Origin of the sequence: Mesorhizobium sp. M0983 (assembly GCF_040318975.1) — a bacterium.
Classification (GTDB): domain Bacteria; phylum Pseudomonadota; class Alphaproteobacteria; order Rhizobiales; family Rhizobiaceae; genus Mesorhizobium.
This window is the reverse complement of sequence record NZ_JAMYNH010000024.1, coordinates 1-24,791: the sequence shown is the minus strand read 5'-3', so window position 1 is coordinate 24,791 and position 24,791 is coordinate 1. Positions and strand designations below refer to the sequence as shown.

The following is a 24,791-nucleotide window of genomic DNA, read 5'->3' as shown; positions in this document are numbered from 1 at the left end:
GATTTGGGCCTGAAAGCGTCGGGACCGATGCCGACGACCGCCATGGTGCTTGCCGCCGGGCTCGGCAAGCGCATGCGGCCGATCACCGAGACCATGCCGAAGCCGCTGGTCAAGGTCGCCGGCAAGACATTGCTCGACTGGGGGCTGGACAGCCTAGCCGAAGCCGGTGTCGCCAAGGCCGTCGTCAACGTCCATTACCTGCCGCAACAGATCGTGGACCATGTAGCCCGCCGCAGTGCGCCGAGAATCGTCATCTCGGATGAGAGCAGCGGCCTGCTCGACTCTGCCGGCGGCATCGTCAAGGCATTGCCCAGGTTAGGGGCACCCTTCTATGTGCTCAACGCCGACACCTTCTGGATCGACAGCGGCGTTTCCAATCTCAGGCGACTTGCCCTTGCATGGGAGGGCGCGACAATGGACATTCTGCTGATGCTTGCGGATCTCCAGTCGGCAACCGGACATAGCGGCGGCACCGATTTCCTGATGGCGCCGGACGGCGCGTTGCGGCGTGCGAACAACGATCCGGCCGGCCTGATCTATGCCGGCGCCGCAATCGTCCATCCGCGCATCTTCAAGGACGCGCCGGCCGGCCCGCTGTCGCTCAACGCCTATTTCGATGCGGCAATCGCCGCCGGCCGCCTGTTCGGCATGACGATGCGTGGCCATTGGATCACTGTCGGCACACCCGACGCGATCCCGCGGGCGGAAGCAGTGGTCGCTGCCGCGCTTGCCGGCACGCCCGATGCTCTTGCTGAGGCACCCGGCGCTCTTGCCGAGTCGAAATGAGCGGCTCCCGCCGCGTTTTCTCGATCCCGCCCGGAGCGCCGTTCCTGCCGACGCTGGCCGAGGCGCTGCTTGCAGGGCGCCTGGTTCCCGGCTTTGCCTATGATGGCGATCCGCTGGTGCTGGCCGATCTCACCATCTACGTGCCGACGCGCCGTGCAGCGCGGGCGCTTCGCGGCGTCTTCGTCGATGCTCTCTCGCGCTCGGGAAGCCGTTCGGCGATCCTGCCGGTCATCCGCCCACTTGGTGAGTTTGATGAAGATGAAGCCGCCTTCGAGACGGAAGCTTCGGCCGCCATCGACTTTGCGCCGCCGATCGCCGCGGTCGAGCGTCTTCTGCTGCTTGCGCCGCTGGTGCGGGCGTGGAAACGCCGCCTGCCGGCACATGTCGCGGCATTGTTCGACGAGGAGATCGTCATCCCGGCCTCCGCCGCCGACGCCATCTGGCTGGCGCGCGACCTTGCACGGCTGATGGATGAGATCGAGACGGAAGGCACGGATTGGGCGAGGCTCGCCGACCTTGTAACCGGCAACCTTGCAGGCTGGTGGCAGGTGACGCTCGATTTCCTGACCATCGTGACTGAGAACTGGCCGATGCTGCTCGAGGAACGCCGTCGCTCCAATCCGGCAGCGCATCGCAATGCCCTGATAAGGCTGGAAGCGGCGCGGCTGAAGCGCAATCCACCCGCCGGGCCGGTGATCGCCGCCGGCTCTACCGGCTCCATCCCCGCCACGGCCGAGCTGCTTGCCGTAATCGCCGGTCTGCCCAATGGCGCTGTTGTGCTGCCCGGCCTCGACCGGACGCTGGACGAGCCGTCCTTTGCCGCCGTCAGTGCACCTGGTGCGCGGCCGGCTTTGCTTGGCCATCCGCAATACGGCCTGGCAAAGTTGATCGGCAAGATCGGGGTGCTTCGGGCCGATGTCGGGGAGCTTGCTGTTGCGCCGCGGCCACTTGCGCTGCGCGCCGCACTTGTCGGCGAGGCGCTGCGGCCGGCGGAGACCACCGAGCTCTGGGCCGAGACGCGCGCGCGCTTCACCGCTGGCGATAGTGCCGAGGCCTTCGCTGGTGTGACGCTTCTCGAGGCCGCCAGCGAACGCGACGAAGCCGTGGCGATCGCCGTTGCGCTCAAACAGGCCGTCGAACGGCCCGGCCAGCGCGCCGCACTGGTCACCGGCGACCGCGCGCTGGCGCGACGCGTCTCGGTCGAGCTGTTGCGCTTCGGCGTCGCCGCCGACGATTCCGGCGGCACGCCGCTCATCAACACGCCAGCCGCCAGCCTGCTCCGGCTGGCGCTTCAGGCGGCGTTCCGCCCGGGCGATCCGGTCGCCCTGCTGTCACTGCTCAAGCATCCCTTGCTTGGCCTCGGCCTGGAGCGGGCAAGCGTCCGCCATGCGGCCGAAATCGTCGAACTCGTGGCGCTGCGCGGCGGCACCGGTCGCCCGGACGTCGCGTCGCTGCCGCAACTCTTCGGTGCCCGGCTTGCCGAATTCGACGACGGCGGCAATCGCCGCCCGCCTTTCTGGCGATCGCGCCTCTCGGTCAGGCGCATCGAACAGGCGCGCGATCTGCTGATCCGGCTAACGGCTGCGCTGGCGCCGCTGGTTGCCTTTCGCGGCGAGGAGAATGCCGATCTTGCCACGCTTGTGCGCGCCAGTGTCGGCGTGCTCGAAAGCCTCGGCCGCGCTGCTGACGGAAGCCTCAGCGAACTCTATGCCGGCGATGCCGGTGAAAAGCTTGCCGAGCTCTTGCGCGGTCTGGTCGCGGCCTCGGTGTCGTTCTCCTTCGCCGCGGACGAATGGCCCGATGTGATGGAGGCGCTGATTGCGCCCGAAATGGTCAAGCCGGCGCAGGGCACCGACAGGAGCATCGCCATCTGGGGCGTGCTGGAAGCGCGGCTTCAGGATATCGACACGCTGGTCGTCGGCGGACTCAACGAAGGCGTGTGGCCGCGCAAGCCGGAGAGTGACCGCTTTATGTCGCGGCTGATGAAGACCGGCATCGATCTTGAACCGCCGGAGCGGCGCATCGGCCTTGCCGCCCATGATTTCCAGATGGCCATGGGCGCCAAAAAAGTGGTGCTGGCTCGCTCCGCCCGTTCCGGCGACGCTCCGTCGGTGCCGTCGCGCTGGCTGCAGCGTATCCTTACCTTCGTCGGCGAGGACCATGCTGTGGCACTTCGCCGGCGCGGCGATGAACTGCTTGCCTGGGCGCGTGCGCTTGATGCCGGCGAAAAGCAGGACTTTGCGCCGAGGCCGCAGCCGAAACCGCCGCTCGCCCTGCGGCCGCACCACTTCTCGGTCACCGAGATCGAGACGCTACGTCGCGACCCGTATGCGGTCTATGCCAGAAGGATACTCGGCCTGATGCCACTCGATCCGGTCGTTGGTGATCCGGGCGCTGCCGAGCGCGGCACGCTGTTTCACGCCATTCTGCACCTCTTCTCAGCGAGGGTGGCCGACCCGCGCGCGCCGGAGGCGCTGGACGGGCTCATCGCCGCCGGCCGGTCCTGCTTTGCCGATGCTGCCCTGCCCGCCGATGTCGAGGCGGTGTGGTGGCCGCGCTTCGAAAAGCTTGCCGCCGGCATTATCGAATGGGAGCGCGGCCGGGCCGCCGCCGTGGTACGGCGGCACGCCGAGGAACGCGCCGAAAAGACCGGCGTCGGCCGATCCGGCGTGACCCTGTCCGGCTATGCCGATCGCATCGATCTGCTGGCCGGCGGCATGGCCGACATCCTCGATTACAAGACCGGCTCCTCGCCATCCAAAGCGCAGGCGCACACGCTGCTCGCGCCGCAACTGGCGCTGGAGGGCGCGCTGCTGCGTCGCGGCGCCTTCAAGGAGCTTGGCGCATGCGAGCCGTCGCAATTGGCCTTCGTGCGGCTGAAGCCGAACGGAGAGGTGTTCGAGGAATCGATCCTCGAATACAACCGCAAGGCGCGAACCGCCGCCGATCTCGCCGAAGAGGCTTGGGCGCGGCTGGAAAAACTGCTGATCCACTACGCCGACCCGGCGACCGGCTATCTGTCGCGGGCGCTGCCGTTCCGCGAAGGTGAGACCGACGGCGACTACGACCATCTCGCCCGCGTGCTGGAATGGTCCGCCGGCGGCGACGCCGACGAGGAGGGAGGGGAGGCGTGAAGAAGGCCTATCCCATCCCGAGCGACACCGCCGCCAGCCAAGCGAGCGCCTCCGACCCGCATAACTCCGCATGGGTGTCGGCAAACGCCGGATCGGGCAAGACCCATGTGCTCGCCCAGCGCGTCATCCGGCTTTTGCTGCGCGGCACCAATCCGTCCAAGATCCTGTGCTTGACCTATACGCGCGCCGCCGCCGCCAACATGTCGAACCGGGTGTTTTCGACCCTGTCGCAATGGACGGCGCTTGGTGATGCCGAGCTCTCGACACGGATAGAGGCGCTGGACAGCCGCCAGCCCGACCGCGAAACCATGCGCCGGGCGCGGCGGCTGTTTGCCGAGGCGCTGGAAACACCGGGCGGGCTGAAGATCCAGACCATTCACGCCTTCTGCGAATCGGTGCTGCATCAGTTCCCGCTGGAAGCCAACATCCCGGCGCATTTCGAAATGCTTGATCCGCAAATGGAGGCTTCGCTGTTTGCCGCCGCCCGCCGCGACATGATCTCCGGCGGTGTTGCAGGCGATGCGGCACTGGCCGAAGCTTTTGCCACCGTGCTGGAGCGCGGCGGCGAACATGGGCTCGACGCATTGCTGGCCGAAATCGTGCGCAAGCGCGACGGTCTGCGCGCCTTCATCGCCATGGCCGGCGGCGATGGTTTTCAGGCGCTGTTCGACGAGTTCCAATTCCGAGCCGGCCAGACCGCCGAAGGCATAGCCGACTCGGTCTGGCCGCTGCCCGGCTTCCTGCCGGATTATCTCGTCACCTTTTCACGGGCGGCCGAGGCCGCCGATGCACGCATCGTGCTGAACAATCTGCTGCCATACGCCCGTCTTGCCTTCGCCGAGCAGGATCCGGCCCGACGCCTGAATCTGCTTGCCAAGGCTCTCCTGAGGGCCGATGGCGAGCCTTATGATCCGGCAAAGACGTTCAAGAAGGCGCTGCTCGACCGGCTGCCCGATCTTGCCGAACGTTATCTCGTGGCGGTCGACGCCATTCTCGAAATCTCCGACCGCCTGGCCTTGTTCAGGATGTTGGAAGGCACGCGTGCCGCGCTGACCATCGCCGACTGGCTGATCGCCCGCTACGAGCAATTGAAGCGCGCCCGCGGCTTCCTCGACTTCAACGACCTGATCACCCGCACTGTCAATCTACTGGCGCGGCCCGACGCCGGCCCATGGGTGCAATATAAGCTCGACCAGGGCATCGACCACATCCTCCTCGACGAGGCGCAGGACACCAGTCCCGACCAGTGGGAGGTGGTCAAGCGGCTGGCGGAGGAGTTCTTTGCCGGGCTCGGCGCACGCGACACCGTCCACCGCACCATCTTTGCGGTCGGCGACGAAAAGCAGTCGATCTATTCCTTCCAGGGGGCCGCTCCGGATTCCTTTGCCGACAGCCGGCTTTTGTTTGCGGGCAAAGTCAGATCCGCTGACGCCGCCTTCGCCGATCTCAAGCTGACCTGGTCGTTTCGCTCGACCGACGACGTGCTTGCGGCGGTGGATCGTGTCTTTGCCGACCCGAACGTGCGGCGCGGCATCAGCCACGATCCCGATCCGCTCGACCACAAGGCGATCCGCACCGATGCGCCGGGTTATGTCGAGGTCTGGCCGTCGATAGGCGCCGATGTCGTCGACGAACCAGACGATTGGACGCAAGCGGTCGACCATGCCCATGCGCCGGCGGTGCGCGTTGCGGAAAACGTCGCCGCAACCATTGCCGGCTGGATCGGCAACGGTGAGGTCATCGAAGGTCGCGGCAAGAAACTCCGGCCCGGCGACGTGCTGGTGTTGGTGCGCAAGCGCGACCGCTTGGTCCATGCGCTGACGCGGGCGCTGAAGCGCCGCGACATTCCGGTGGCCGGCGCCGACCGGCTCAGCCTGCCCGGCCACATCGCGGTGAAGGACCTGATCGCACTCGGCCATTTTCTCATCCAGCCGCAGGATGATCTGTCGCTGGCCGCCGTGCTGCGCAGCCCGATCTTCGATGTCTCGGAAGAGCAGCTCTTCGCACTTGCTGCCGAGAGGCCGTCGGGCGTCTCGCTGATCGCCTCGCTGCGCCGGCATGCCGGCGAAAGCGAGGCGTTGGCCGCCGTCGTCAGCCGGCTCGACACATGGTCGAACGAAGTCGCATTCAAGCCGGTGTTCGAATTTTACGCCGGAGCTCTCGCCCGCGACGGCCTGCGCAAGAAGATGATCGCGCGGCTCGGTCCGGAGGCCGGCGACATCCTCGACGAATTCCTGAATTTCTGCCTGGCCGAGGAGCGGACCGGCCTGCCGGGACTGGAATCCTTCCTGTCGACATTGGAAAACGCCGGCCCCGAGATCAAGCGCGAAATGGACCAGACCCGCGACGAGGTTCGCGTCATGACCGTGCATGCCGCCAAGGGCCTGGAAGCGCCGGTGGTATTCCTGGTCGATGGCGGCTCCGCGCCGTTCAGCGACCAGCACCTGCCGAGATTGATGCCGTTCGAAGGGTCGGGCGACTGCTGGGAGGGCAAGGGCTATCTCTGGCGGTCGGCCAGCGATGTCGCCAATGGATTTTCACGCGCCGCATCGGCCCGCGCCCGCGAGCTCGCCGACGACGAATACCGCCGGCTGCTCTATGTCGGCATGACTCGCGCCGAGGATCGGCTGATCGTCTGCGGCTACCATGGCAAGCGGGCGCAGAATACCGGCACCTGGCATTCGGTCGTCAGCCGCGCGCTGGTCGGCGCCGCTGAAAGCGCGGAACGCCGGCATCCCGCCACTGGCGAGACCGTGCATCGTTTCCAGGTGACGAAGCTGCCGCCCATGCCACTGGCGGCAGTGGATGAGGCACGGCAGGCGGAACGCTTTGCGCCACTGCCGGAAACCCTGTTCCAGCCTTTGCCGCCTTTCGAGGAACTGCCGCGGCCGCTCTCGCCGTCCGGCGCCTCGGTGCTGATCGACGAGGCGCGGCAAGCGGTGGCCGACACGCGTTCGCCGGTATTGGATGCCGACGCCGAGCCCGGCTTTGCCGTGATTCGCGGGTTGGCGCTGCACAAATTGCTGCAGATGCTGCCCGGCATCGCCGAGGGAAAACGCCAGGATGCCGCCGAGCGCTATTTGGCGCGCGCCGGAGCTCAATGGCCTGAAGACGAGCGCGACAAAGCCTTGGCTGGCGTTTCCAGAATTCTTGCCGACAGCCGCTTCGCGCCGCTGTTTGCACCAAACTCGCGCGCTGAAGTCGCCATCATGGGCAGCCTGGAGGTGAGGGGCAAACTGCGCTCGATCTCCGGCAAGATCGACCGGCTGGCAGTAACGCCGGACAAGGTTTCGATCGTCGACTACAAGACCAATCGGCCAGCGCCAGCTACGCTCGCCGAAGTGCCGCAAGCCTATGTTCTGCAACTCGCACTTTATCGCGCGCTGCTTCAGCCGCTCTATCCGGGACGCGAGGTCTCGGCGGCGCTGCTGTTCACCGAGGCGCCGCGGCTGATCGAACTGCCGGCGGCCGCAATGGACGACGCGCTTGCTAGACTCACGGGAGCGTGACACAACACTTGCTTGAAGACGGACACGATCACCACCACATTTGGTGCGACGAACAAATCGAAAGGATCTCAGCATGGCCACCGTCAAGGTCGACAAGAGCAATTTCCAGGCCGACGTGCTCAACGCCAAAGAGCCGGTCGTGGTCGATTTCTGGGCGGAATGGTGCGGCCCGTGCAAGATGATCGCCCCGGCGCTTGAGGATATCGCCATCGAACTCGGCAGCAAGATAAAGATCGCCAAGCTCAACATCGATGAGAATCCTGAGCTGGCCGCGCAGTTCGGCGTGCGCTCGATCCCGACGCTGATGATCTTCAAGGGCGGCGAAGTCGCCGATATGAAGGTCGGTGCTGCGCCGAAAACGGCATTGTCGCACTGGATCAACGGCAGTCTCGCCTGATCCGATCAAAATTTTGCAGAAAAGCCCGGCCTCGCGCCGGGCTTTCTTTTGCTGGCGTCATTGGTGGGCCGCTCTGGCACTCGCGGCTTGCCGCCCCGTATTCTTCTCTTCTGAATACAAAGGAGAAGCGATATGACCGGATCCGCCAAGGCCACCGTCTTCATCGACAATGAGCGCGTCATCGTCACCGAATACCGCTTCGCCCCGGGCGACAACACCGGCTGGCACCGCCATGGCCACGACTATGTGATCGTGCCGTTGACCGACGGCAAGGTGAAGCTCCTGACCAAGGATGGCGAATCCTTCGCCGAAATGAAGAAGGGCGCGCCCTATTTCCGCAACGAGGGCGTCGAACATGACGTCATCAGCGCAAACGATGGCGAATTCGCCTTCATCGAGGTCGAGCTGAAGTAGTCCACCAACCATCGGCTGCGCCGCTACAATTGTCCGGCGAGGCGCGATCACCAATCCGCGATGCGATCGCCGCCGACGAATTGTGCGCTTTTCTCAGTGTATTCGAACAGTTCGATCTTCACGCCGTTGGGGTCGCGGATCCAAGCCTGGTAGGTGTCATCGCACGCGCGTTTCTTGGAAGTGACATCAACCCCCTCTGACCTCAGATGGGCGATCGCGGCGTCGATGTTTTCCACTTCGAGGCAGAAGTGGTTGATCTGGTTCAAGTCGCTATAGCTCGCGCCGTCTTTCTGGAACACTTCGACATGGCTACGGCTGCCGCAATTGAGATAGAAGCCGAAAATCTTGCCGTCGCGCAGGAAATTGAACTGCGTATCCATGCCGAGGACGTCCCGATAGAAGCTTCGCGTCTTCTCCAGGTCATTCGCGAAAATGCAAACGTGAGCGAGCTGCTTTACCTTGATCATGATTGGCTCCTCGCGGTGATCTGATAGGTGTGGCGTCATCATGGCCCGGGTGGAGGCACGCCTCAAACCGGCGGTGTGCCGTTTTCGGCCAATACCGCACCGGCCAGGTAAAGCGAGCCGCCGACAAGGATGCGCGGCGGCGGTCCGTCCCATGTGTCGCGCAGCAGCATCAGCGCATTGGCGACGGAACTGACGGGTTCGGCCGACAGGCCGGCCTCGATGGCGCGCGTCGCCAGTTCGTCGTTCGGCACGCCGGCGTCGCTCGTGCTCACCGGCACGGTGTAGACATGCCGCACCAGCCCTTTGAAGGCACGGAAATAGCCGCTTTGGTCCTTGGTGTTGATCATGCCCGAGATCAGGAACAGCGGCCGCGGGTTCTTTTCCTCCTGCTCGGCCAGCGCCTCGGCGACGACCACGCCGGCGCCGGGATTATGGCCGCCGTCGAGCCAGATGTCGGCGCCCTTCGGCGCCAGTTCGCCCAGCCGCCCCTGCGGCAGCTTTTGCATGCGGCCCGGCCAGATGACATTGGCCATCGCTTTCTCGGCGGCGCGGTGGCTGATCTCGAAGCCCGCCGCCTTGACCGCCGCGATCGCCGCTGCCGCATTGGCGAATTGGTGGCGCCCCGGCAGGCGCGGCGGCGCCAGGTCCATCAATCCGTCTTCGTCCTGATAGACCATGCGGCCGTTTTCCTCATAGGCAAGGAAATCCTGGCCATAGACGAAGGCGGGGCAGTCGAGCCGTTCGGCGGTTTCGATGAGCACCTGCTGCGCCGTCTCGCTTTCCTGCGCGCCGATGACGATCGGGCATCCACGCTTGATGATGCCGGCCTTTTCGGCGGCGATCAGTTCAACGCGGTCGCCGAGATAGGCTTCGTGGTCGAGCGAGACCGGCATGATCACCGACACGGCCGGCTCGGCGATGACATTGGTGGCGTCGAAGCGGCCGCCAAGGCCGACCTCGAGGATGACGGCATCGGCCGGATATTCGGAAAACAGCACGAAGGTGACTGCGGTGAGGATTTCGAACACGGTGATCTTCTGGCCTTGATTGGCCTTGGCGACGCGGGCGATGGCTTCGGCGAAGACCTTGTCGTCCACCAGCCTGCCGCCGCCATCGGCGGCCAGTCGGTAGCGCTCATGCCAGTTCACCAGATGTGGCGATGTGTGGACATGGACGCGGTAGCCGGCGGCTTCGAGCAGCGCCCGTGAAAAGGCGGCACAGGAGCCCTTGCCGTTGGTGCCGGCGATGTGGATGACCGGCGGCAGCTGGTCCTGCGGGTTGCCGAGGCGCTCGAGTAGCCGCGAAATGCGGTCAAGCGAAAGGTCGAAGCCCTTCGGGTGAAGCGCCATCAGGCTTTCGATTTCGCGGTCGGCGGCAAGCGTGGTCATGAAGGAATCCTAAGCGTGCGCACAACGGCACACAACAGCCGCCCGCGCCGCATGATGTCGCGTCAGGCTTGCGGCCTGGCTTCGACCGGGATCACCGACGGCGGCAGGATTTCCGGCTCCTGCGATTTTTGCTCTTCCGGCAGCTTGAGCAGCATTCTCAGCAGCCGCGCAATCGTCTGGCGCATCTCCAGCCGTGACACCACCATGTCGACCATGCCGTGTTCCATCAGATATTCGGCGCGCTGGAAGCCGTCGGGCAGCTTTTCCCTGATGGTCTGCTCGATGACGCGCGGGCCGGCAAAGCCGATCAGGGCGCCGGGCTCCGCAATGTGCACGTCACCCAGCATGGCGTAGGAGGCGGTGACGCCGCCGGTCGTCGGGTTGGTCAGGACGACGATGTAGGGAAGGCCGGCCTCCTTCAGTCTGTCGACGCCGACCGTGGTCCGCGGCAACTGCATCAGCGACAGGATGCCTTCCTGCATACGGGCGCCGCCGGAGGCCGCAAACAGGATCAGCGGCCGCTTGCGCTGCAGGGCAACTTCGAAGCCATGCACGATGGCGTCGCCGGCCGCCATGCCGAGTGAGCCGCCCATGAAGGCAAAATCCTGCACCGTCACCACCACCGGCAGGCCTTCGACGGTGCCCAGCGCATTGATGATGGCATCTTCCATGCCGGTCTTGGCCTTGGCATCCTTCAGCCGGTCCACATAGCGTTTCTCGTCGCGGAACTTGAGCGGGTCCTGAACGACCTTGGGATTTTCCAGCGTCTCGTATTTGCCGTCGTCGAGGAAGAATTTCAGCCGTTCCTTGGCCGATATTTTCATATGGTGGCCGGAGGACGGGATGACGAACTGGTTCTGCTCCAGATCCTTGTGGAACACCATTTCACCGGTCTCGGGATCCTTGATCCACAGGTTTTCCGGCATGTCGGTGCGGCGACCGAGCATCGAATTGATCTTCGGACGGACGTAATTGGTGATCCAGTTCATCGCTTCGGCTCCTGTCCCTTAAGAAGACGTAGGAAGATTATTCGGCGGCAGCAAGGCGAGCCGCGCGAACCCCTTGCGAAAGCCCGCTGACCAGCGTGGCAACGGCCTCGGCCGGATCGGCGGTCTTTTCGCCCTTCGGCCCGAGCACGTTGGCGACCGCATTGACGATCGCGGTGCCGACGACGACGCCGTCGGCCGAGGCACCGATGGTGCGCGCCTGCTCGGCGGTCTTGACGCCGAAGCCGACGCAGACGGGCAGGTCGGTATGGCTCTTGATGCGCTTGACCGCTGCCGCCACCTTGCCGGTGTCGGCCAGCGCCGAACCGGTAATGCCGGTCATCGAGACGTAGTAGACGAAGCCCGATGTGTTCTGCAGCACCTTGGGCAGGCGCTTGTCGTCGGTGGTCGGGGTCGCCAGCCGGATGAAGTTGATGCCGGCCTTGAGTGCCGGGATGCAAAGCTCCTCGTCCATCTCCGGTGGCAGGTCGACGACGATCAGCCCGTCTATGCCGCTGGCCAGCGCGTCGCTCAGGAAGCGCTTGACGCCGTAGATGTAGATCGGATTGTAGTAGCCCATCAAGACAATCGGCGTTTCATTGTCGCCGGCGCGGAATTCCGAGGCCATCTTCAGCGTCTTGACCAGTGTCTGGCCGCCCTTCAGCGCCCGCAGGCCGGCCGCCTGGATCGCCGGGCCGTCGGCCATTGGATCAGAAAACGGCATGCCGAGCTCGATGATGTCGCTGCCGGCGCCAGGCAGCGCCTTCATGATCGACAGCGACGTGTCGTAGTCGGGGTCGCCGCCCATGAAATAGGTGACGAGTGCCGGTCGGCCTTCGGCCTTCAGCTTCGCCATGCGGCGGTCGATACGGGTGGTCATGATCAGATCTCCATGCCCAGCATATTGGCCACCGTATGCACGTCCTTGTCGCCGCGGCCGGACAGATTGACGATGACGATCTGGTCCTTGTCCATATCAGGCACGATCTTCACCGCCTGCGCGATAGCGTGGGCGGATTCCAGCGCCGGAATGATGCCCTCGACGCGCGTCGTCAGCTGAAACGCCTCGAGCGCCTCGTCGTCGAGGATCGGCACATAGTCGACGCGGCCGGAATCGCGCAGCCACGAGTGCTCCGGCCCGACGCCGGGATAGTCGAGCCCGGCCGAGATCGAGTGGCCGTCCATGATCTGGCCGTCGGCGTTCTGCAGGAGGTAGGTACGGTTGCCATGCAGCACGCCGGGCGCGCCGGCACTCATCGAAGCGCAATGCTCGATGCCATCGAGGCCGCGGCCGCCGGCTTCGACGCCGATGATGCGAACCTCTTTGTCGTCGAGGAAGGGATGGAACAGGCCGATGGCGTTGGAACCGCCGCCGACACAAGCGATGATGGTGTCCGGCAGCCGGCCTTCCTGCTCGAGGATCTGGGCGCGCGCCTCGGTGCCGATCACCGATTGGAAGTCGCGCACCAGCTCTGGATAGGGGTGGGGGCCGGCGGCGGTGCCGATCAGGTAATAGGTGTCCTCGACATTGGTCACCCAGTCGCGCAACGCCTCGTTCATGGCGTCCTTCAGCGTGCCGTGGCCGGCGGTCACCGGCCGCACTTCCGCGCCCAGAAGCTTCATGCGAAAGACGTTGGGGCTTTGCCGGGCGACATCGGTCGCGCCCATATAGACGATACAGGGAAGCCCAAAGCGCGCCGCCACTGTAGCGGAAGCGACGCCATGCTGGCCGGCTCCGGTCTCGGCGATGATCCTCGTCTTGCCCATGCGCTTGGCGAGCAGGATCTGGCCGAGGCAGTTGTTGATCTTGTGCGAGCCGGTGTGGTTCAGATCCTCGCGCTTGAAATAGACCTTTGCGCCCCCGCCGAGGCCCTTCGCTGCGGAAACCTCGCGAAGATGCCTGGTCAAGCCTTCGGCGAAATAGAGCTTCGACGGCCGCCCGGCGTAATGCGTCGAGAGATCGGTCAGTTCGGCCTTGAAGTCCGGATCGTTCTTGACCTCGTTCCAGTGCCGCTCCAGCTCAAGGATCAGCGGCATCAGCGTTTCGGCAACGAAACGACCGCCAAAAATGCCGAACATGCCCTGCTCGTCGGGGCCGGTGCGGAAGGAATTCGGTATCGCCGGCTTATCCATCGCCGATCTCCTGGTCTGTGGTTTGAAGCGTGGTCAGGCGGCGCGGTTGTCGCGTGCTGCCCCGACGGCCCGGAAAAATTGTTCGATCAGCGCCGGTTCCTTGACCCCCGGCGCGCTTTCCACGCCCGAGGAAAGATCTATTCCGGGCGGGTTCGCCAGCCGAAGGGCGTCGCCGATATTGCCGGCATTGAGCCCACCGGAAAGCATGTAATCGACGCCGGCGTCAAGGCCGGCCAGAATGCGCCAGTCGAAGGCAAGACCGTTGCCGCCCGGCAGTTCCGAACCCTTAGGCGGCTTGGCATCGAACAGGAAACGGTCGGCAATGCCGACGAAGGGTTTAACCCGCTCGAGATCGGCAGCCTCGCTGACCGGCAAGGCCTTCATCACCGGCAAGCCGTAGCGCGCCTTCACCTCAGCCACCCGGTCGGGCGTTTCGGCGCCGTGAAGCTGCAGCATGTCGGGCTGCATTTTTTCGACGATCTCGTCCAGGAACGCGTCGCTGGCGTCGACCGTCACCGCAACCGCCTTGGTCTTGCCGCGCGCCGCTTCGCGCAGGCGGCCGGCTTCCACCGGCTCGACATAGCGCGGGCTTTTGGCAAAGAAATTGAAGCCGACATGGCTGGCGCCGCCGGCCAATGCCGCGGCCAGTGCCTTGTCAGTCTTCAATCCGCATATCTTGATGTCCAGCGCCATGGCGCGGGATTGGCACGAAACGACCAAAGAGTCGAGAAAAAGCATCCTGTTTGCCGCCGGCGCGGAACGCGCTACCTTGCTAATGTAAGAGCGGAACGCGCCACCTTGCTAATATAAGAGCGCAACGCGCTACCTTGCTCAGGCACAAAGGCGGGAGAACAAAGACCATGCCGGAAAAGACCGTCGCGGAACTCAGGCAAAAGCTGGCGCAGGCCCATGAGGTCATCGCTCATTTGATGGACAAGGCAGCCTTCAACGGCGCGGAGGCGCATCGGGCGCTGGCTTATTTCAGCAACGATGGCTTCGAGAAGGATTTTCTGCCTTGGCCGCGCCATGTCGATGAGGGGTTGCGGCCGGAGGAGTTGAACGCGGCGAATGACGATTGATCGGACAACTACTCGAACGTGATCGCCTGCAGCGCGCCGCCATTGCGCTTGAGCCAATCCTTGCAGCGCTCGGTGTCCGGGCACAGCTGCTCGCATAATTTCCAGAATTTCGGGCCGTGGTTCATCTCCTTGAGATGCGCCACCTCGTGCGCCACGAGGTAGTTTATCACCGGCCGCGGCGCCATCATGATGCGCCAGGAAAACGACAGATTGCCGTCCGACGTGCAGGACCCCCAGCGGCTCGACGTATCCTTGAAGCGGATCGCCTTGGCGCGCTTGCCGACCGCAGCACTGTGCTTGGTCACCAGCGCCTCGATCTCGCGCTTGGCTTCGCGCTTGAGGAAATCGGCGATGCGGCGCGGCAGATGCAGGCGCTCACCGTGCACGATCATCAGCGGACCGCGCTCGTCGCGCGACAGCGTGACTGTACCGCGTTTCGACGGTTCATGGACGATGCGATGCGGCACACCGCGCACCGGTATCTTGATGCCGGGCCGCACCTGCGGCCGGTTGGGCACCTTGGCCAGCCTTTGCTCCAGCCAGTCCTGATGACGGTCGAGGAATCTTTCCACCTCGCCGCGCCGCAGCCCCGGCGGCACGGTGATGCGCAGGCCGCGGCCGCCGGAATCGATGCGCAGCGTCAGGCGCCGCGCCCTGTCGTTCTCGACGATCTTGAGCGGCAGCGTGCGGCCGGCAACGCAATGCTCGCGCTCCACGACGGGCGTGGGCTTGGGTTTCGTCGGGGTGCGAAAGAAGCCGAAGGACATTCCGGGACGATACGTGATTCGAGGGAAACGACTAGAACAAAAAAGAAACGGCGCCGCTGACGCGACGCCGTTGGATTATCTATCTGGGCACGGGACGTTACTCGTCGAGCAGGCCTGGCGTGGACTTGCCGGTGGTTTTGTTGTTCGTCGTCGACCCGGTCGTGGGAGACGTCGACTTGTTGCGGTTGGCCATGAAACGATCGAACTCTTCCTGGTCCTTGGCGCGGCGCAATTCGCGGGCATATTCGTCGAACTCGCTCAGCATCTCGTCGAGCTTGCGGCGTTCCTCGGCAAGCCGCTCGAGTTCCTTTTCGCGCCAGTCGTCGAAAGCGACGTTGCCGGTGCGGGCGGAGCCATGGCCCCAGCGCGCGGCCTTGTCGGAACCGCGGCGGCAGCCGGCGAAGATGCCGTCGGTGGCGCGGTTGACGTCACGCTTGAAGCCGTCGAGCCGGTCGCCCCAGATGATGTAGGCGAGCATGGCGAAGCCGAGCGGCCAGAACACCATGAACCCGATCACCATCAGCGCGATGGTCGCCGGCGTCCAGGCCGGACGGATCAATGCAGATGTGTTCATTTCTCCCAATCCTTCAGTTGGAGACAGCCAAATCCGGCTGCGTGGAATCGAAATGGGATGGAGAAAACGGCGATTCAAGACAGCAACCGCCAAAACCGGACAAGCGGCTGAAATGATTATCGCTTTTTGAGCATTTCAAGGAAAAGCACGACCAATCCGGCGATCAGGCCCCAGAACGCCGCACCGACGCCGAACAGCGTCAGCCCCGATGCGGTGACGGCGAAGGTGACGGTAGCGGCCATCCGCTCGTCCTCGTCTTTCAAGGCGATCGACAGCGCATTGGCGAGCGGTGCCATCAGCGCCAGGCCGGCGACCAGCGCGATCAGGCTCTGCGGCAATACGGCGAAGATCGCCACCAGCGAGGCGCCGAACAGGGCAAAGACAAGATAGGCCAGCGCGTAGAACGGGCCGGTCTTCCAGCGCTCGGCCGGATCGGGATGCACGTCGGGTCCGGTGCAGATCGCCGCCGAGATCGCCGCAAGATTGGTCGTCGAGGCGCCGAACGGCGCCGTCAGCAGCGAAAACAGGCCGGTGACGCCGATCAGCGGCCCGGGTTCGGGATGATAGCCGGCTGCCCTCAGCACGGCGAGGCCGGATAGGTTCTGCGAGGCCATGGTGACCAGATAGAGCGGCAATGCCAGGCCGATGATCGAAGCGGCGGTGAACTGCGGCATTACCAGCGTCAAGCTCGAGAGTTCCGGTGCCGGCAGACCGCCGACCCGGTCGGTAAGAAAGGCCGCGAGACCGCCGCCGATCAGCACCAACAGCACCGACAGCGCCGGGTTGAACAGGCGGATGACGAAGAAGACCGCAACCAGCGGCAGGATCAGCCAGGGGTCGACGGGCACGGTCTTCACCGCATTGATGGCGAAGGTTACGACGATGCCGGCCAGCATTCCGGACGCGACCGAAGCCGGTATTCTGGCGATCAGCTTGGTCAATGGCCCGAACAGGCCGGTGGCGACCAGCAGGACCCCGGTGACGATGAAGGCGCCAACCGCCTCGCCCATCGAAAAGCCGGTCGATGCGGCGATCAGCGCGACGCCCGGCGTCGACCATGCGGTGATGACCGGCATTTTCGTGCGCCACGACAGCCACAGGCTCTCGATGGCCATCGCCAGGCAGAGTGCCGTCACCCAGCTTGCGGTCTCGACCTGCGTTGCGCCGACCGCCTTGGCGGCGGCAATGACGATGGCCAGCGTACCGCCGAAGCCGACGATCGCCGCCACAAAGGCGGACACCGGAATGGAAATGCGCATGTCTCTATCCCGCCTGCCGCACCATCGCGTCCACCGCCCGCACCAGCATATCGAGATCCTGAGGTCGCGACAGGCGGTGGTCGCCGTCCGGAATGAGCGACAGCGTGACGTCGTCGGCCGGCAGCAGGCCGACCAGCTTGAGCGCATGGCTCGACGGCACGTCGGGATCGGCCAGGCCTTGCAGGATATGGACCGGACAGTGCGTGTCGACCGGCCCGGTCATCACCCGGTTGCTGCGGCCGTCCTCGATCAGAGCGCGCGTGTAGATGTAAGGCTCGGCTGAATAATCCGACGGCTCTTCGAAAAAACCCTTTTTCCTGAGGTCGCGCTTCTGCGCTCCGGTCAGCACCGGCTCCACCAGTTCGAACGTGAAATCGGGCGCCGGGGCCAGCAGCACAAGGCCGGCGACGCTGTTCTCGCCCGCCTTACGCAATTCCTGCACCATGCGCAGCGCGATCCACGCGCCCATCGACGAACCAACCAGGATTTGCCTGCCCTGGGTGAAGCGGCGGAAAACCGCCAGGCTCTCGCCTAGCCATTTCGAGATGGTGCCGTCGGCAAAGGCGCCACCCGATTCGCCATGGCCGGAATAATCGTGGCGCAGGAAGGCCCGGCTTTCTTTGCGCGTCCATTCCGACAGGGTTTCGGCCTTGGTGCCCAGCATGTCGGATTTGTAGCCGCCAAGCCAGACGATGCCGGGCTCGGCACCTGCCGCATGCCTGACGGCGATGCTCGTCCCGTCGACGTCTAGGAAGATCGGGGTGGTGGTGCTCATGGTGTATTCCCTCGCGCCGGTCTTTTGGCACAAGCGGGGGTTCAACGAAAAGTGCTCTGTTACTTTCTTCGCTTGGTGCAGAGGAGCATTCATCGAGCAGGTGATTTCCTGAGAATGCTGTGCTATTGACTCCGACCGCGCACTCACCACATTGCGCGTTCGCAATTCTGAACTGAAGAACCCCTTAACGAAACGGCTCAAGGAGACCACGACCATTCGCAGACCTTTCAAAGCAGCGGCGCCCACCAAGGAAGGCCCGCGCTCCAACCGTGATATCCGGGTTCCCCGGGTCCAGCTAATCGACGCCGAAGGCCAGAACCGGGGCGATGTCTCCATCAACGACGCATTGCTGCTCGCCGAAGAGGCTGGGCTCGATCTGGTCGAGATATCGCCCAATGCAGTGCCGCCCGTCGTAAAGATCCTCGATCTCGGGAAGCTGAAATACGCCAACCAGAAGAAGGCGGCCGAGGCGCGCAAGAACCAGAAGGTCATCGAGATCAAGGAGATCAAGATGCGCCCGAACATCGACAGCCACGACTATGAGACCAAGATGAAGGCCGTCCGGCGCTTTTTCGAGGAAGGCGATAAGGTCAAGCTGACATTGCGCTTCCGCGGTCGCGAGATGGCGCACATGGAACTCGGCATGCAGCTTCTGAATAAGGTTCGCGAGGAAGTGGCGCCCATCGCCAAGGTCGAAGCCGAACCGAAGCTCGAAGGCCGCCAGATGATGATGGTGCTGGCGCCCCGCTAAAGCGCGTTGCGCTTTAGTTCTGTTTTGTGCATGTCGTTGTCCCAAAACCGCTGCGCACTTTTGGGCGACATGCATTAAATCCGCCTGAATCATGTTGCAAGGCGTCCCGGCGATCGGCGGGGCGCCTGTTTTCTTGGCCAGACGCTGCGATCGCCGGCGAGAGCAACGACGCTCTGGTTCCCTCGACGATCGGATTCCCGACATGGTCAATGAAGTCAGATACGCGCAAGTTAAGCACGGGCTTGGCAGCTACCAGCATATGCGCAGGATGGTACTTGCCGTTCTCATCATGGTGATGTTCGCGGCGCTGCTGTTCGGCCAGTCGGTTTTCCCTCCCGATACGCCAGTGCATGAAACGATCGAAATGGTCGGCGTCGTGCTGATCTTTCTCGGCATCGTCGGGCGCTTGTGGTCGACGCTTTACATCGGCGGACGCAAATCCTCCGAAGTGGTGACCGGCGGACCCTATTCGATCACGCGCAACCCACTCTACCTTTTCTCCACTTTAGCTGCCGCTGGTGTCGGCGCACAGATCGGCTCCATCGCGGCCACGATCGGCTTTGGAGCGCTCTGCGCGGGTGCCTTTTACATCGTTATCCTGCGCGAGGAGAAATTCCTCAAGGAGGTTCTCGGCGCGCCATACCAGGCCTATCTGGCGAAAGTGCCGCGCTTCTTCCCGAAACTGTCACTGTATCAGGAAGGCGACACCGGCAGCTTCAAGCCGCGCCTGCTGCGAACCACGTTACTGGACGGGCTGGTGTTCCTCCTTGCCTTGCCGGCTTTCGAACTGATCGACGGCGCCCAGCAGTCGGGCATATTACCGGTGCTGTTCCGTTTCCCCTGAGCACTACAAGGTTGCTGAGCGCTGGGTGTTGCGCGCGCCCTCGCTTTGACGTATATGACCGCGTTCCAAAAAAACCGCCCGGCAGGGCATGCCGTGGCGGTTTCATTTGCTTTTCGGGCTTTGGTCGGACTGAAGCGAACAAAAAGCGCATTGGTGCGCATATAAACGGAGTAGCAAAATGCCCAAGATGAAGACCAAATCGGCCGCCAAGAAGCGGTTCAAGATCACAGGTACGGGTAAAGTTCTGTCGGCTGCGGCCGGCAAGCGTCACGGCATGATCAAGCGTTCCAACAAGTTCATTCGAAATGCCCGCGGCACGATGGTTCTGGCTGAACCGGATGGCAAGAAGGTCATCAAGAATTTTCTGCCGAACGGCCTCTAGGGCATGATGCCAAAAAGTTGCAAACTTTTTGGAAAACATCATGCGCCAAATAAGGGCATTCGGTCTGGACACGCATTTGTTTTACGCAATTCCGAACGGAAAACCGCTAGGCACTTTTCCTGGAATTGCTTTTAAGGAGATCATGACATGGCACGCGTAAAGAGAGGCGTCACCTCGCACGCCAAGCACAAGAAGGTCCTGAAAGCCGCCAAGGGTTTTTACGGCCGCCGCAAGAACACCATTCGCATCGCCAAGCAGGCGGTGGAAAAGTCGCTGCAGTACGCCTATCGCGACCGCAAGAATCGCAAGCGTTCGTTCCGCGCGCTGTGGATCCAGCGCATCAATGCGGCGACGCATGAGCATGGCTTGACCTATGGCCGTTTCATCGACGGTCTCAACAAGGCCGGCATCGAGATCGATCGCAAGATCCTGTCGGACATGGCCATCCACGAGCCGCAGGCTTTTGCCGCACTCGTGGCCAAGGCCAAGGTCGCGCTCGAATACCTCAAGAACACCACGCCGAACGCTTTTGAAAGCGCTGTCGCTTAAGACCAGCGCTTCCCAAGCTATTCGACACTTGATTTGGGAAACCCGCGCTGGCAGGGCTGGCGCGGGTTTTTCTTTGCTTCCAATCGGGTCTGGAACATGAGTGACATGGAAACTCTCGAAAATTCCCTGATGGCCGAGATCGCCTCTGCCGCCGACGAGCAAGCAATCGAGGCGGTGCGTGTCTCTGCCCTCGGCAAGAAGGGTTCGGTCTCCGAGATACTGAAGACACTCGGCTCGATGAGCGCCGAGGAGCGCCAGGTCAAAGGCCCGGCAATCAACGGCCTCAAGAACCGCGTCACCGAGGCACTTTCGGCCCGTCGCGCCGAGCTGAAAGATGTGGCGATCACGGCACGGCTTGCCGCCGAGAAGGTCGACGTCACCTTGCCGGTGCGACAATCGCCGGCCGAGCGCGGCCGCATCCATCCGATCAGCCAGGTTATCGACGAGATCGCGGCGATCTTCGGCGATCTCGGCTTTGCCATCGCCGAAGGTCCCGACATCGAGACCGACTATTACAATTTCACCTCGCTGAACTTCCCGGAAGGCCACCCGGCGCGCGAGATGCACGACACCTTCTTCTTCCAGCCGGACGAGCAGGGCGAACGCAAGCTTTTGCGCACCCACACCTCGCCGGTGCAGATCCGCACCATGGAGATGCAGAAGCCGCCGATCCGCATCGTCATTCCTGGCAAGACCTACCGGCAGGATTCCGATGCCACCCACTCACCGATGTTCCATCAGGTCGAGGGATTGGTGATCGACAAATCGGCCAACGTCGCCAACATGAAGTGGGTACTGGAGGAGTTCTGCAAGGCCTTCTTCGAGGTGCCGAGCGTCAAGATGCGCTTCCGGCCGTCCTTCTTCCCGTTCACCGAGCCCAGCCTCGAGGTCGATATCCAGTGCGACCGTTCGCGGCCTGGCGAGGTGCGCTTCGGTGAAGGCTCAGACTGGCTGGAGATCCTAGGCTGCGGCATGGTCCACCCCAACGTGCTCCGCTACGGCGGCCTCGATCCCGACGAATACCAGGGCTTCGCCTGGGGCATGGGCATCGACCGCATCGCCATGCTGAAATACGGCATGCCCGACCTGCGCGCCTTCTTCGACGCCGATGTGCGCTGGCTGTCGCATTACGGTTTTAGGCCGCTCGACATGCCGACGCTGTTTGGCGGGCTAAGCGCGTGACAACCGGGCCGCAGCAAATCCGCGGGCAGCTAGCCTTCCTGCACATGTCCGACGCGCGGCCGCATAGCTTCAAGCCCAGCGTGCCCAGACCAGACGGAACACAGTCATGAAACTTACCCTCTCCTGGCTCAAGGATCATCTCGAGACCGATGCCTCGCTGGCGGAAATCGTCGAACGTCTCACCTCGATCGGCCTCGAGGTCGAGCATGTCGACGACCGGGCGAGCTTGAAACCTTTCGTCATCGCCAAGGTGCTGACGGCAGTCCAGCATCCCGACGCCGACCGGCTGCGCGTGCTGACCGTCGACACCGGCGACGGCAGGGCGCCGGTGCAGGTTGTCTGCGGCGCGCCGAACGCCCGCGCGGGCCTGATCGGCGCCTTTGCAGCACCCGGCACCTATATTCCCGGCATCGACGTGACGCTGACCGTCGGCAAGATCCGCGGCGTCGAAAGCCACGGCATGATGTGCTCCGAGCGCGAGCTCGAACTGTCCGAGGAGCATGACGGCATCATCGACCTGCCGGCCGATGCGCCGGTCGGCACCAGTTTCGCCGCCTATGCCCATCTCGACGATCCGCTGATCGAAATCAATCTGACGCCGAACCGGCCGGATGCGACCAGCGTTTATGGCATCGCCCGCGATCTGGCGGCGAGCGGGCTCGGCACGCTGAAGAGCGCGCCGATAGAGCCGATCCCCGGCAAGGGCGAGACGCCGGTCAAGGTGACGATCGAAGCGCCGGAGCTCTGTCCCGGCTTTGCGCTGCGCCTGGTGCGCGGCGTCAAGAACGGACCGTCGCCGAAATGGTTGCAGCAAAGGCTTCTCGCCATCGGCTTGAGGCCGATCAGTGCGCTGGTCGACATCACCAATTATGTCACCTTCGATCGCGGCCGGCCGCTGCATGTCTTCGACGCTGCGAAGGTCACCGGCAATCTCACCGTGCGCCGGGCACGCGACGGCGAAAAGGTGCTGGCGCTCGACGGCCGCGAATACACGCTGACGCCGGAGATGTGCGTCATCGCCGACCAGGATGGTATCGAGTCGATCGCCGGCATCATGGGTGGCGAGCATTCCGGCTGCGACGAGAACACCACCGACGTGCTGATCGAGTCGGCACTTTGGGACCCGATCGCCACCGCCCGCACCGGCCGCACGCTCGGCATCATCACCGATGCACGCTACCGCTTCGAGCGTGGCGTCGACCCGGAAATGATGATTCCCGGTGTGGAGCTGGCGACGAGGCTGGTGCTCGATTTCTGCGGCGGTACGCCGACGCAAACCGAAGTCGTCGGCTATGCCGGCCATCGGCCGAAGATCGTCTCGTTCCCGTTGTCGGACGTGAAGCGGCTGACCGGCATCGAAGTGCCGCGCTCGACGAGCCTCGACATTCTTGCCCGCCTCGGCTTCAAGCCGGAGGGCACGGGCGATGTCGTCAATGTGGCGGTCCCGTCCTGGCGGCCGGATGTCGACGGCAAGGCCGACCTGGTCGAGGAGGTCATGCGCATCCACGGCGTCGACAATATCGCGCCGCAGCCGCTCGGCAGCCACGACGCGGTCAACGCCAAGATCCTGACTGTGCTGCAGATCCGCACCCGCGCCGCCAAGCGGGCACTTGCCGTGCGCGGCATGATGGAGGCCGTCACCTGGTCGTTCATTCCGGCAAAACACGCCGATTTGTTCGGCGGCGGCCAGCAGGCGCTGAAGCTTGCCAACCCGATCGCCGCCGATATGTCGGACATGCGGCCGTCGCTGCTGCCGGGCCTGATCGCGGCCGCGCAGCGCAACGCCGACAAGGGCATCGGCGATGTCGCGCTGTTCGAAGTGTCGGGCACTTACGAGGGCGACGGCGCCGACCAGCAGCGGCGTGTTGCCGCCGGCGTTCGGCGCGGCACCGCCAAGCTCGAGGGCTCCGGCCGCCATTGGGCAGGCAATGCCGGCGCCGTCGGCGTCTTCGATGCCAAGGCCGACGCCATCGCTGCACTCGAAGCCTGCGGCGCGCCGGTCGAGCGGCTGCAGATCGAGGCCGGCGGCCCGGCTTGGTATCATCCCGGCCGGTCCGGCACGATCAAGCTCGGGCCGAAGGTCGTGCTCGGCACGTTCGGCGAATTCCATCCGAAGACGCTGGAGGGGCTTGACGTCTCCGGTCCGCTTTGCGGGTTTGAGGTGTTCATCGATGCCGTGCCCGAGCCGAAGGCCAAGCCGACGCGGACAAAGCCGAGGCTCGATCTGTCCGCCTTCCAGGCGGTCAAGCGCGATTTCGCCTTCGTCGTCGACAAGGCGGTCGAAGCCGGCACACTCGTTCGCGCCGCCCTTGCCGCAGACCGGAAGCTGATTTCCGGCGTCTCGGTGTTCGATGTTTTCGAGGGTGCAGCGCTCGGCGCGGCGAAGAAGTCGATCGCCATCGAAGTTTCGATCCAGCCGGTCGAAAAGACGCTGACCGACGAGGATTTCGAGGCGCTGGCCAAGCGCATCGTCGAGAATGTCGGCAAACAGACCGGCGGCGTGCTGCGCGGCTGAGGGATTGCGGACGCATGGCGAATCGCCCTCCAAAGGGCGATGAACCATTTGCGCTATTCAGGGCTGCCCTTCGAGGAACAGCGTGCAGCCTTTCTCGATATCGTCTCGCCCGATCCGCTGGTCGGCGAGACGCTGTCGCGGGTACGGGCGCTCGACCTCCCCGACTGGCTGGTCGTGTCCGGCGCGCTTTACAACAGCGTCTGGAATCATCTGACGGCGAAGCCTTCGGGATATGGCATTCGTGATGTCGATCTGTTCTATTTCGATGAGAGCGATCTGTCTTACGAGGCCGAGGACACGGTCATCCGCCGGGCGGCGAAGCAGTTCGAAGGACTGACGCTGCCGGTCGAAGTGCGCAACCAGGCGCGGGTGCATCTGTGGTTTGAGGCGCGCTTTGGCGGTTCCTATCCCAGACTGTCGTCGTCCGCCGAGGCGCTGTCCTATTTCGCTTCGAAAACCCATGCGGTCGGCGTTAGATTCGGCACCGATGGGCAACTCGCGCTCGTGGCGCCGTTCGGGCTCGACGACATCTTCTCGTTTCGCGTTACCCCGAACCGTGCACTAGATAATCAGCAGACGCACGAGATGAAGGGCGCGCGTGCGAGGGAGAACTGGCCGGAGATCAGTGTCGTGCCTTGGTAGGAAATGTCGGCGGGACAGCACCCCCCTCTGTCCTGCCGGACATCTCCCCCTCAAGGGGGGAGATCGGCAGCTTCGGCGATCCGCTCGCTCCTGCAACGTCCGTGATTGGCGAAAGCCGAGGTGACGTCCAATCTCCCCCTTGAGGGGGAGATGTCCGGCAGGACAGAGGGGGGTGCCTCGCGCCAATATCTCGCAATTATTTGCATTGCGGCGCGACCGAAAACGGGGCGCCGAAACGCCCCGTTTCGATTACGCCGT

23 protein-coding genes are annotated in these 24,791 nt (G+C 63.9%); 13 read left to right on the top strand and 10 right to left on the bottom strand.

The features are described from left to right. The first annotated feature begins 27 nt into the window (after positions 1-27). The 5 genes from NKH71_RS28200 to NKH71_RS28180 all read left to right on the top strand — a co-directional run bounded on the left by NKH71_RS28200 (position 28) and on the right by NKH71_RS28180 (position 8,240). Positions 28-786 (top strand): nucleotidyltransferase family protein, encoded by a 759-nt coding sequence (locus tag NKH71_RS28200; protein WP_023718284.1) that lies wholly within the window; start codon positions 28-30, stop codon positions 784-786. Further along, positions 783-3,920 carry a double-strand break repair protein AddB gene (addB, locus tag NKH71_RS28195; RefSeq protein WP_352895541.1) on the top strand — a complete coding sequence of 1,046 codons (3,138 nt, stop codon included), beginning with the start codon at positions 783-785 and terminating at the stop codon, positions 3,918-3,920. Before NKH71_RS28200 ends, addB begins: the two co-directional genes overlap by 4 nt. Next, positions 3,917-7,429, top strand: a complete 3,513-nt coding sequence (addA, locus tag NKH71_RS28190) for a double-strand break repair helicase AddA (RefSeq protein ID WP_352895540.1) — start codon at positions 3,917-3,919, stop codon at positions 7,427-7,429. The genes addB and addA overlap by 4 nt, the downstream gene beginning before the upstream one ends. Positions 7,430-7,502: 73 nt before the next feature. Further along, positions 7,503-7,826: a thioredoxin gene (gene trxA / locus NKH71_RS28185; protein WP_023677558.1), complete on the top strand. Its 324-nt coding sequence runs from the start codon at positions 7,503-7,505 to the stop codon at positions 7,824-7,826. 132 nt (positions 7,827-7,958) lie between these two features. Next, the gene (locus NKH71_RS28180) at positions 7,959-8,240 is read left to right on the top strand and encodes a cupin domain-containing protein (RefSeq protein ID WP_023718287.1); all 282 of its coding nucleotides are present in this window, start codon (positions 7,959-7,961) and stop codon (positions 8,238-8,240) included. Between the two features lie 47 nt (positions 8,241-8,287). Here NKH71_RS28180 and NKH71_RS28175 read toward each other — a convergent pair whose 3' ends face one another. From NKH71_RS28175 to NKH71_RS28150, 6 genes are all read right to left on the bottom strand, one after another. Beyond that, complete coding sequence (locus NKH71_RS28175; protein ID WP_023718288.1) at positions 8,288-8,707, bottom strand: VOC family protein; 420 nt, start codon at positions 8,705-8,707, stop codon at positions 8,288-8,290. Between the two features lie 62 nt (positions 8,708-8,769). Continuing rightward, positions 8,770-10,095: a bifunctional folylpolyglutamate synthase/dihydrofolate synthase gene (locus NKH71_RS28170; RefSeq protein ID WP_352789433.1), complete on the bottom strand. Its 1,326-nt coding sequence runs from the start codon at positions 10,093-10,095 to the stop codon at positions 8,770-8,772. A gap of 62 nt (positions 10,096-10,157) precedes the next feature. After that, positions 10,158-11,084, bottom strand: a complete 927-nt coding sequence (gene accD / locus NKH71_RS28165; RefSeq protein ID WP_023718290.1) for an acetyl-CoA carboxylase, carboxyltransferase subunit beta — start codon at positions 11,082-11,084, stop codon at positions 10,158-10,160. A gap of 37 nt (positions 11,085-11,121) precedes the next feature. Further along, positions 11,122-11,961, bottom strand: a complete 840-nt coding sequence (gene trpA, locus NKH71_RS28160) for a tryptophan synthase subunit alpha (RefSeq protein WP_352789431.1) — start codon at positions 11,959-11,961, stop codon at positions 11,122-11,124. 2 nt (positions 11,962-11,963) lie between these two features. After that, positions 11,964-13,214, bottom strand: coding sequence for a tryptophan synthase subunit beta (gene trpB / locus NKH71_RS28155; RefSeq protein WP_023718292.1), 1,251 nt, complete (start codon positions 13,212-13,214; stop codon positions 11,964-11,966). 33 nt (positions 13,215-13,247) lie between these two features. Further along, entirely contained in the window at positions 13,248-13,907 is a 660-nt protein-coding gene (locus NKH71_RS28150) for a phosphoribosylanthranilate isomerase (protein ID WP_023718293.1), read from the bottom strand. 167 nt (positions 13,908-14,074) lie between these two features. Between NKH71_RS28150 and NKH71_RS28145 the strand changes: the two genes are divergently transcribed. Further along, positions 14,075-14,293, top strand: a complete 219-nt coding sequence (locus NKH71_RS28145; RefSeq protein WP_023718294.1) for a hypothetical protein — start codon at positions 14,075-14,077, stop codon at positions 14,291-14,293. Positions 14,294-14,301: 8 nt separating this feature from the next. On the opposite strand, the gene NKH71_RS28140 is transcribed toward NKH71_RS28145, so the two are convergent. The 4 genes from NKH71_RS28140 to NKH71_RS28125 all read right to left on the bottom strand — a co-directional run bounded on the left by NKH71_RS28140 (position 14,302) and on the right by NKH71_RS28125 (position 17,668). Then, positions 14,302-15,060 (bottom strand): M48 family metallopeptidase, encoded by a 759-nt coding sequence (locus NKH71_RS28140; RefSeq protein ID WP_023718295.1) that lies wholly within the window; start codon positions 15,058-15,060, stop codon positions 14,302-14,304. 97 nt (positions 15,061-15,157) lie between these two features. Then, entirely contained in the window at positions 15,158-15,634 is a 477-nt protein-coding gene (locus NKH71_RS28135; protein ID WP_352495238.1) for a DUF2852 domain-containing protein, read from the bottom strand. A 116-nt stretch (positions 15,635-15,750) separates the two neighbouring features. Further along, positions 15,751-16,893, bottom strand: a complete 1,143-nt coding sequence (locus NKH71_RS28130; RefSeq protein ID WP_352484470.1) for a benzoate/H(+) symporter BenE family transporter — start codon at positions 16,891-16,893, stop codon at positions 15,751-15,753. Positions 16,894-16,897: 4 nt separating this feature from the next. Beyond that, entirely contained in the window at positions 16,898-17,668 is a 771-nt protein-coding gene (locus NKH71_RS28125; RefSeq protein ID WP_352484469.1) for an alpha/beta hydrolase, read from the bottom strand. Positions 17,669-17,882: 214 nt separating this feature from the next. Here NKH71_RS28125 and infC point away from each other — a divergent pair, with 214 nt between their 5' ends. From infC to NKH71_RS28090, 7 genes are all read left to right on the top strand, one after another. Then, on the top strand, positions 17,883-18,419 hold the full coding sequence (gene infC, locus NKH71_RS28120) for a translation initiation factor IF-3 (RefSeq protein ID WP_023677573.1): 537 nt from the start codon (positions 17,883-17,885) through the stop codon (positions 18,417-18,419). Positions 18,420-18,621: 202 nt separating this feature from the next. Continuing rightward, positions 18,622-19,263 carry a methyltransferase family protein gene (locus NKH71_RS28115; protein ID WP_023718299.1) on the top strand — a complete coding sequence of 214 codons (642 nt, stop codon included), beginning with the start codon at positions 18,622-18,624 and terminating at the stop codon, positions 19,261-19,263. A 178-nt stretch (positions 19,264-19,441) separates the two neighbouring features. Beyond that, positions 19,442-19,645 (top strand): 50S ribosomal protein L35, encoded by a 204-nt coding sequence (rpmI, locus tag NKH71_RS28110; protein WP_006201248.1) that lies wholly within the window; start codon positions 19,442-19,444, stop codon positions 19,643-19,645. Positions 19,646-19,792: 147 nt separating this feature from the next. Then, on the top strand, positions 19,793-20,194 hold the full coding sequence (gene rplT / locus NKH71_RS28105; RefSeq protein WP_006201247.1) for a 50S ribosomal protein L20: 402 nt from the start codon (positions 19,793-19,795) through the stop codon (positions 20,192-20,194). A 96-nt stretch (positions 20,195-20,290) separates the two neighbouring features. Then, positions 20,291-21,376 carry a phenylalanine--tRNA ligase subunit alpha gene (gene pheS, locus NKH71_RS28100; protein WP_023718300.1) on the top strand — a complete coding sequence of 362 codons (1,086 nt, stop codon included), beginning with the start codon at positions 20,291-20,293 and terminating at the stop codon, positions 21,374-21,376. Positions 21,377-21,482: 106 nt separating this feature from the next. Then, positions 21,483-23,891: a phenylalanine--tRNA ligase subunit beta gene (pheT, locus tag NKH71_RS28095; RefSeq protein WP_352484468.1), complete on the top strand. Its 2,409-nt coding sequence runs from the start codon at positions 21,483-21,485 to the stop codon at positions 23,889-23,891. 39 nt (positions 23,892-23,930) lie between these two features. Further along, positions 23,931-24,533 carry a nucleotidyltransferase family protein gene (locus NKH71_RS28090; RefSeq protein ID WP_352789430.1) on the top strand — a complete coding sequence of 201 codons (603 nt, stop codon included), beginning with the start codon at positions 23,931-23,933 and terminating at the stop codon, positions 24,531-24,533. Positions 24,534-24,791 lie beyond the last annotated feature (258 nt).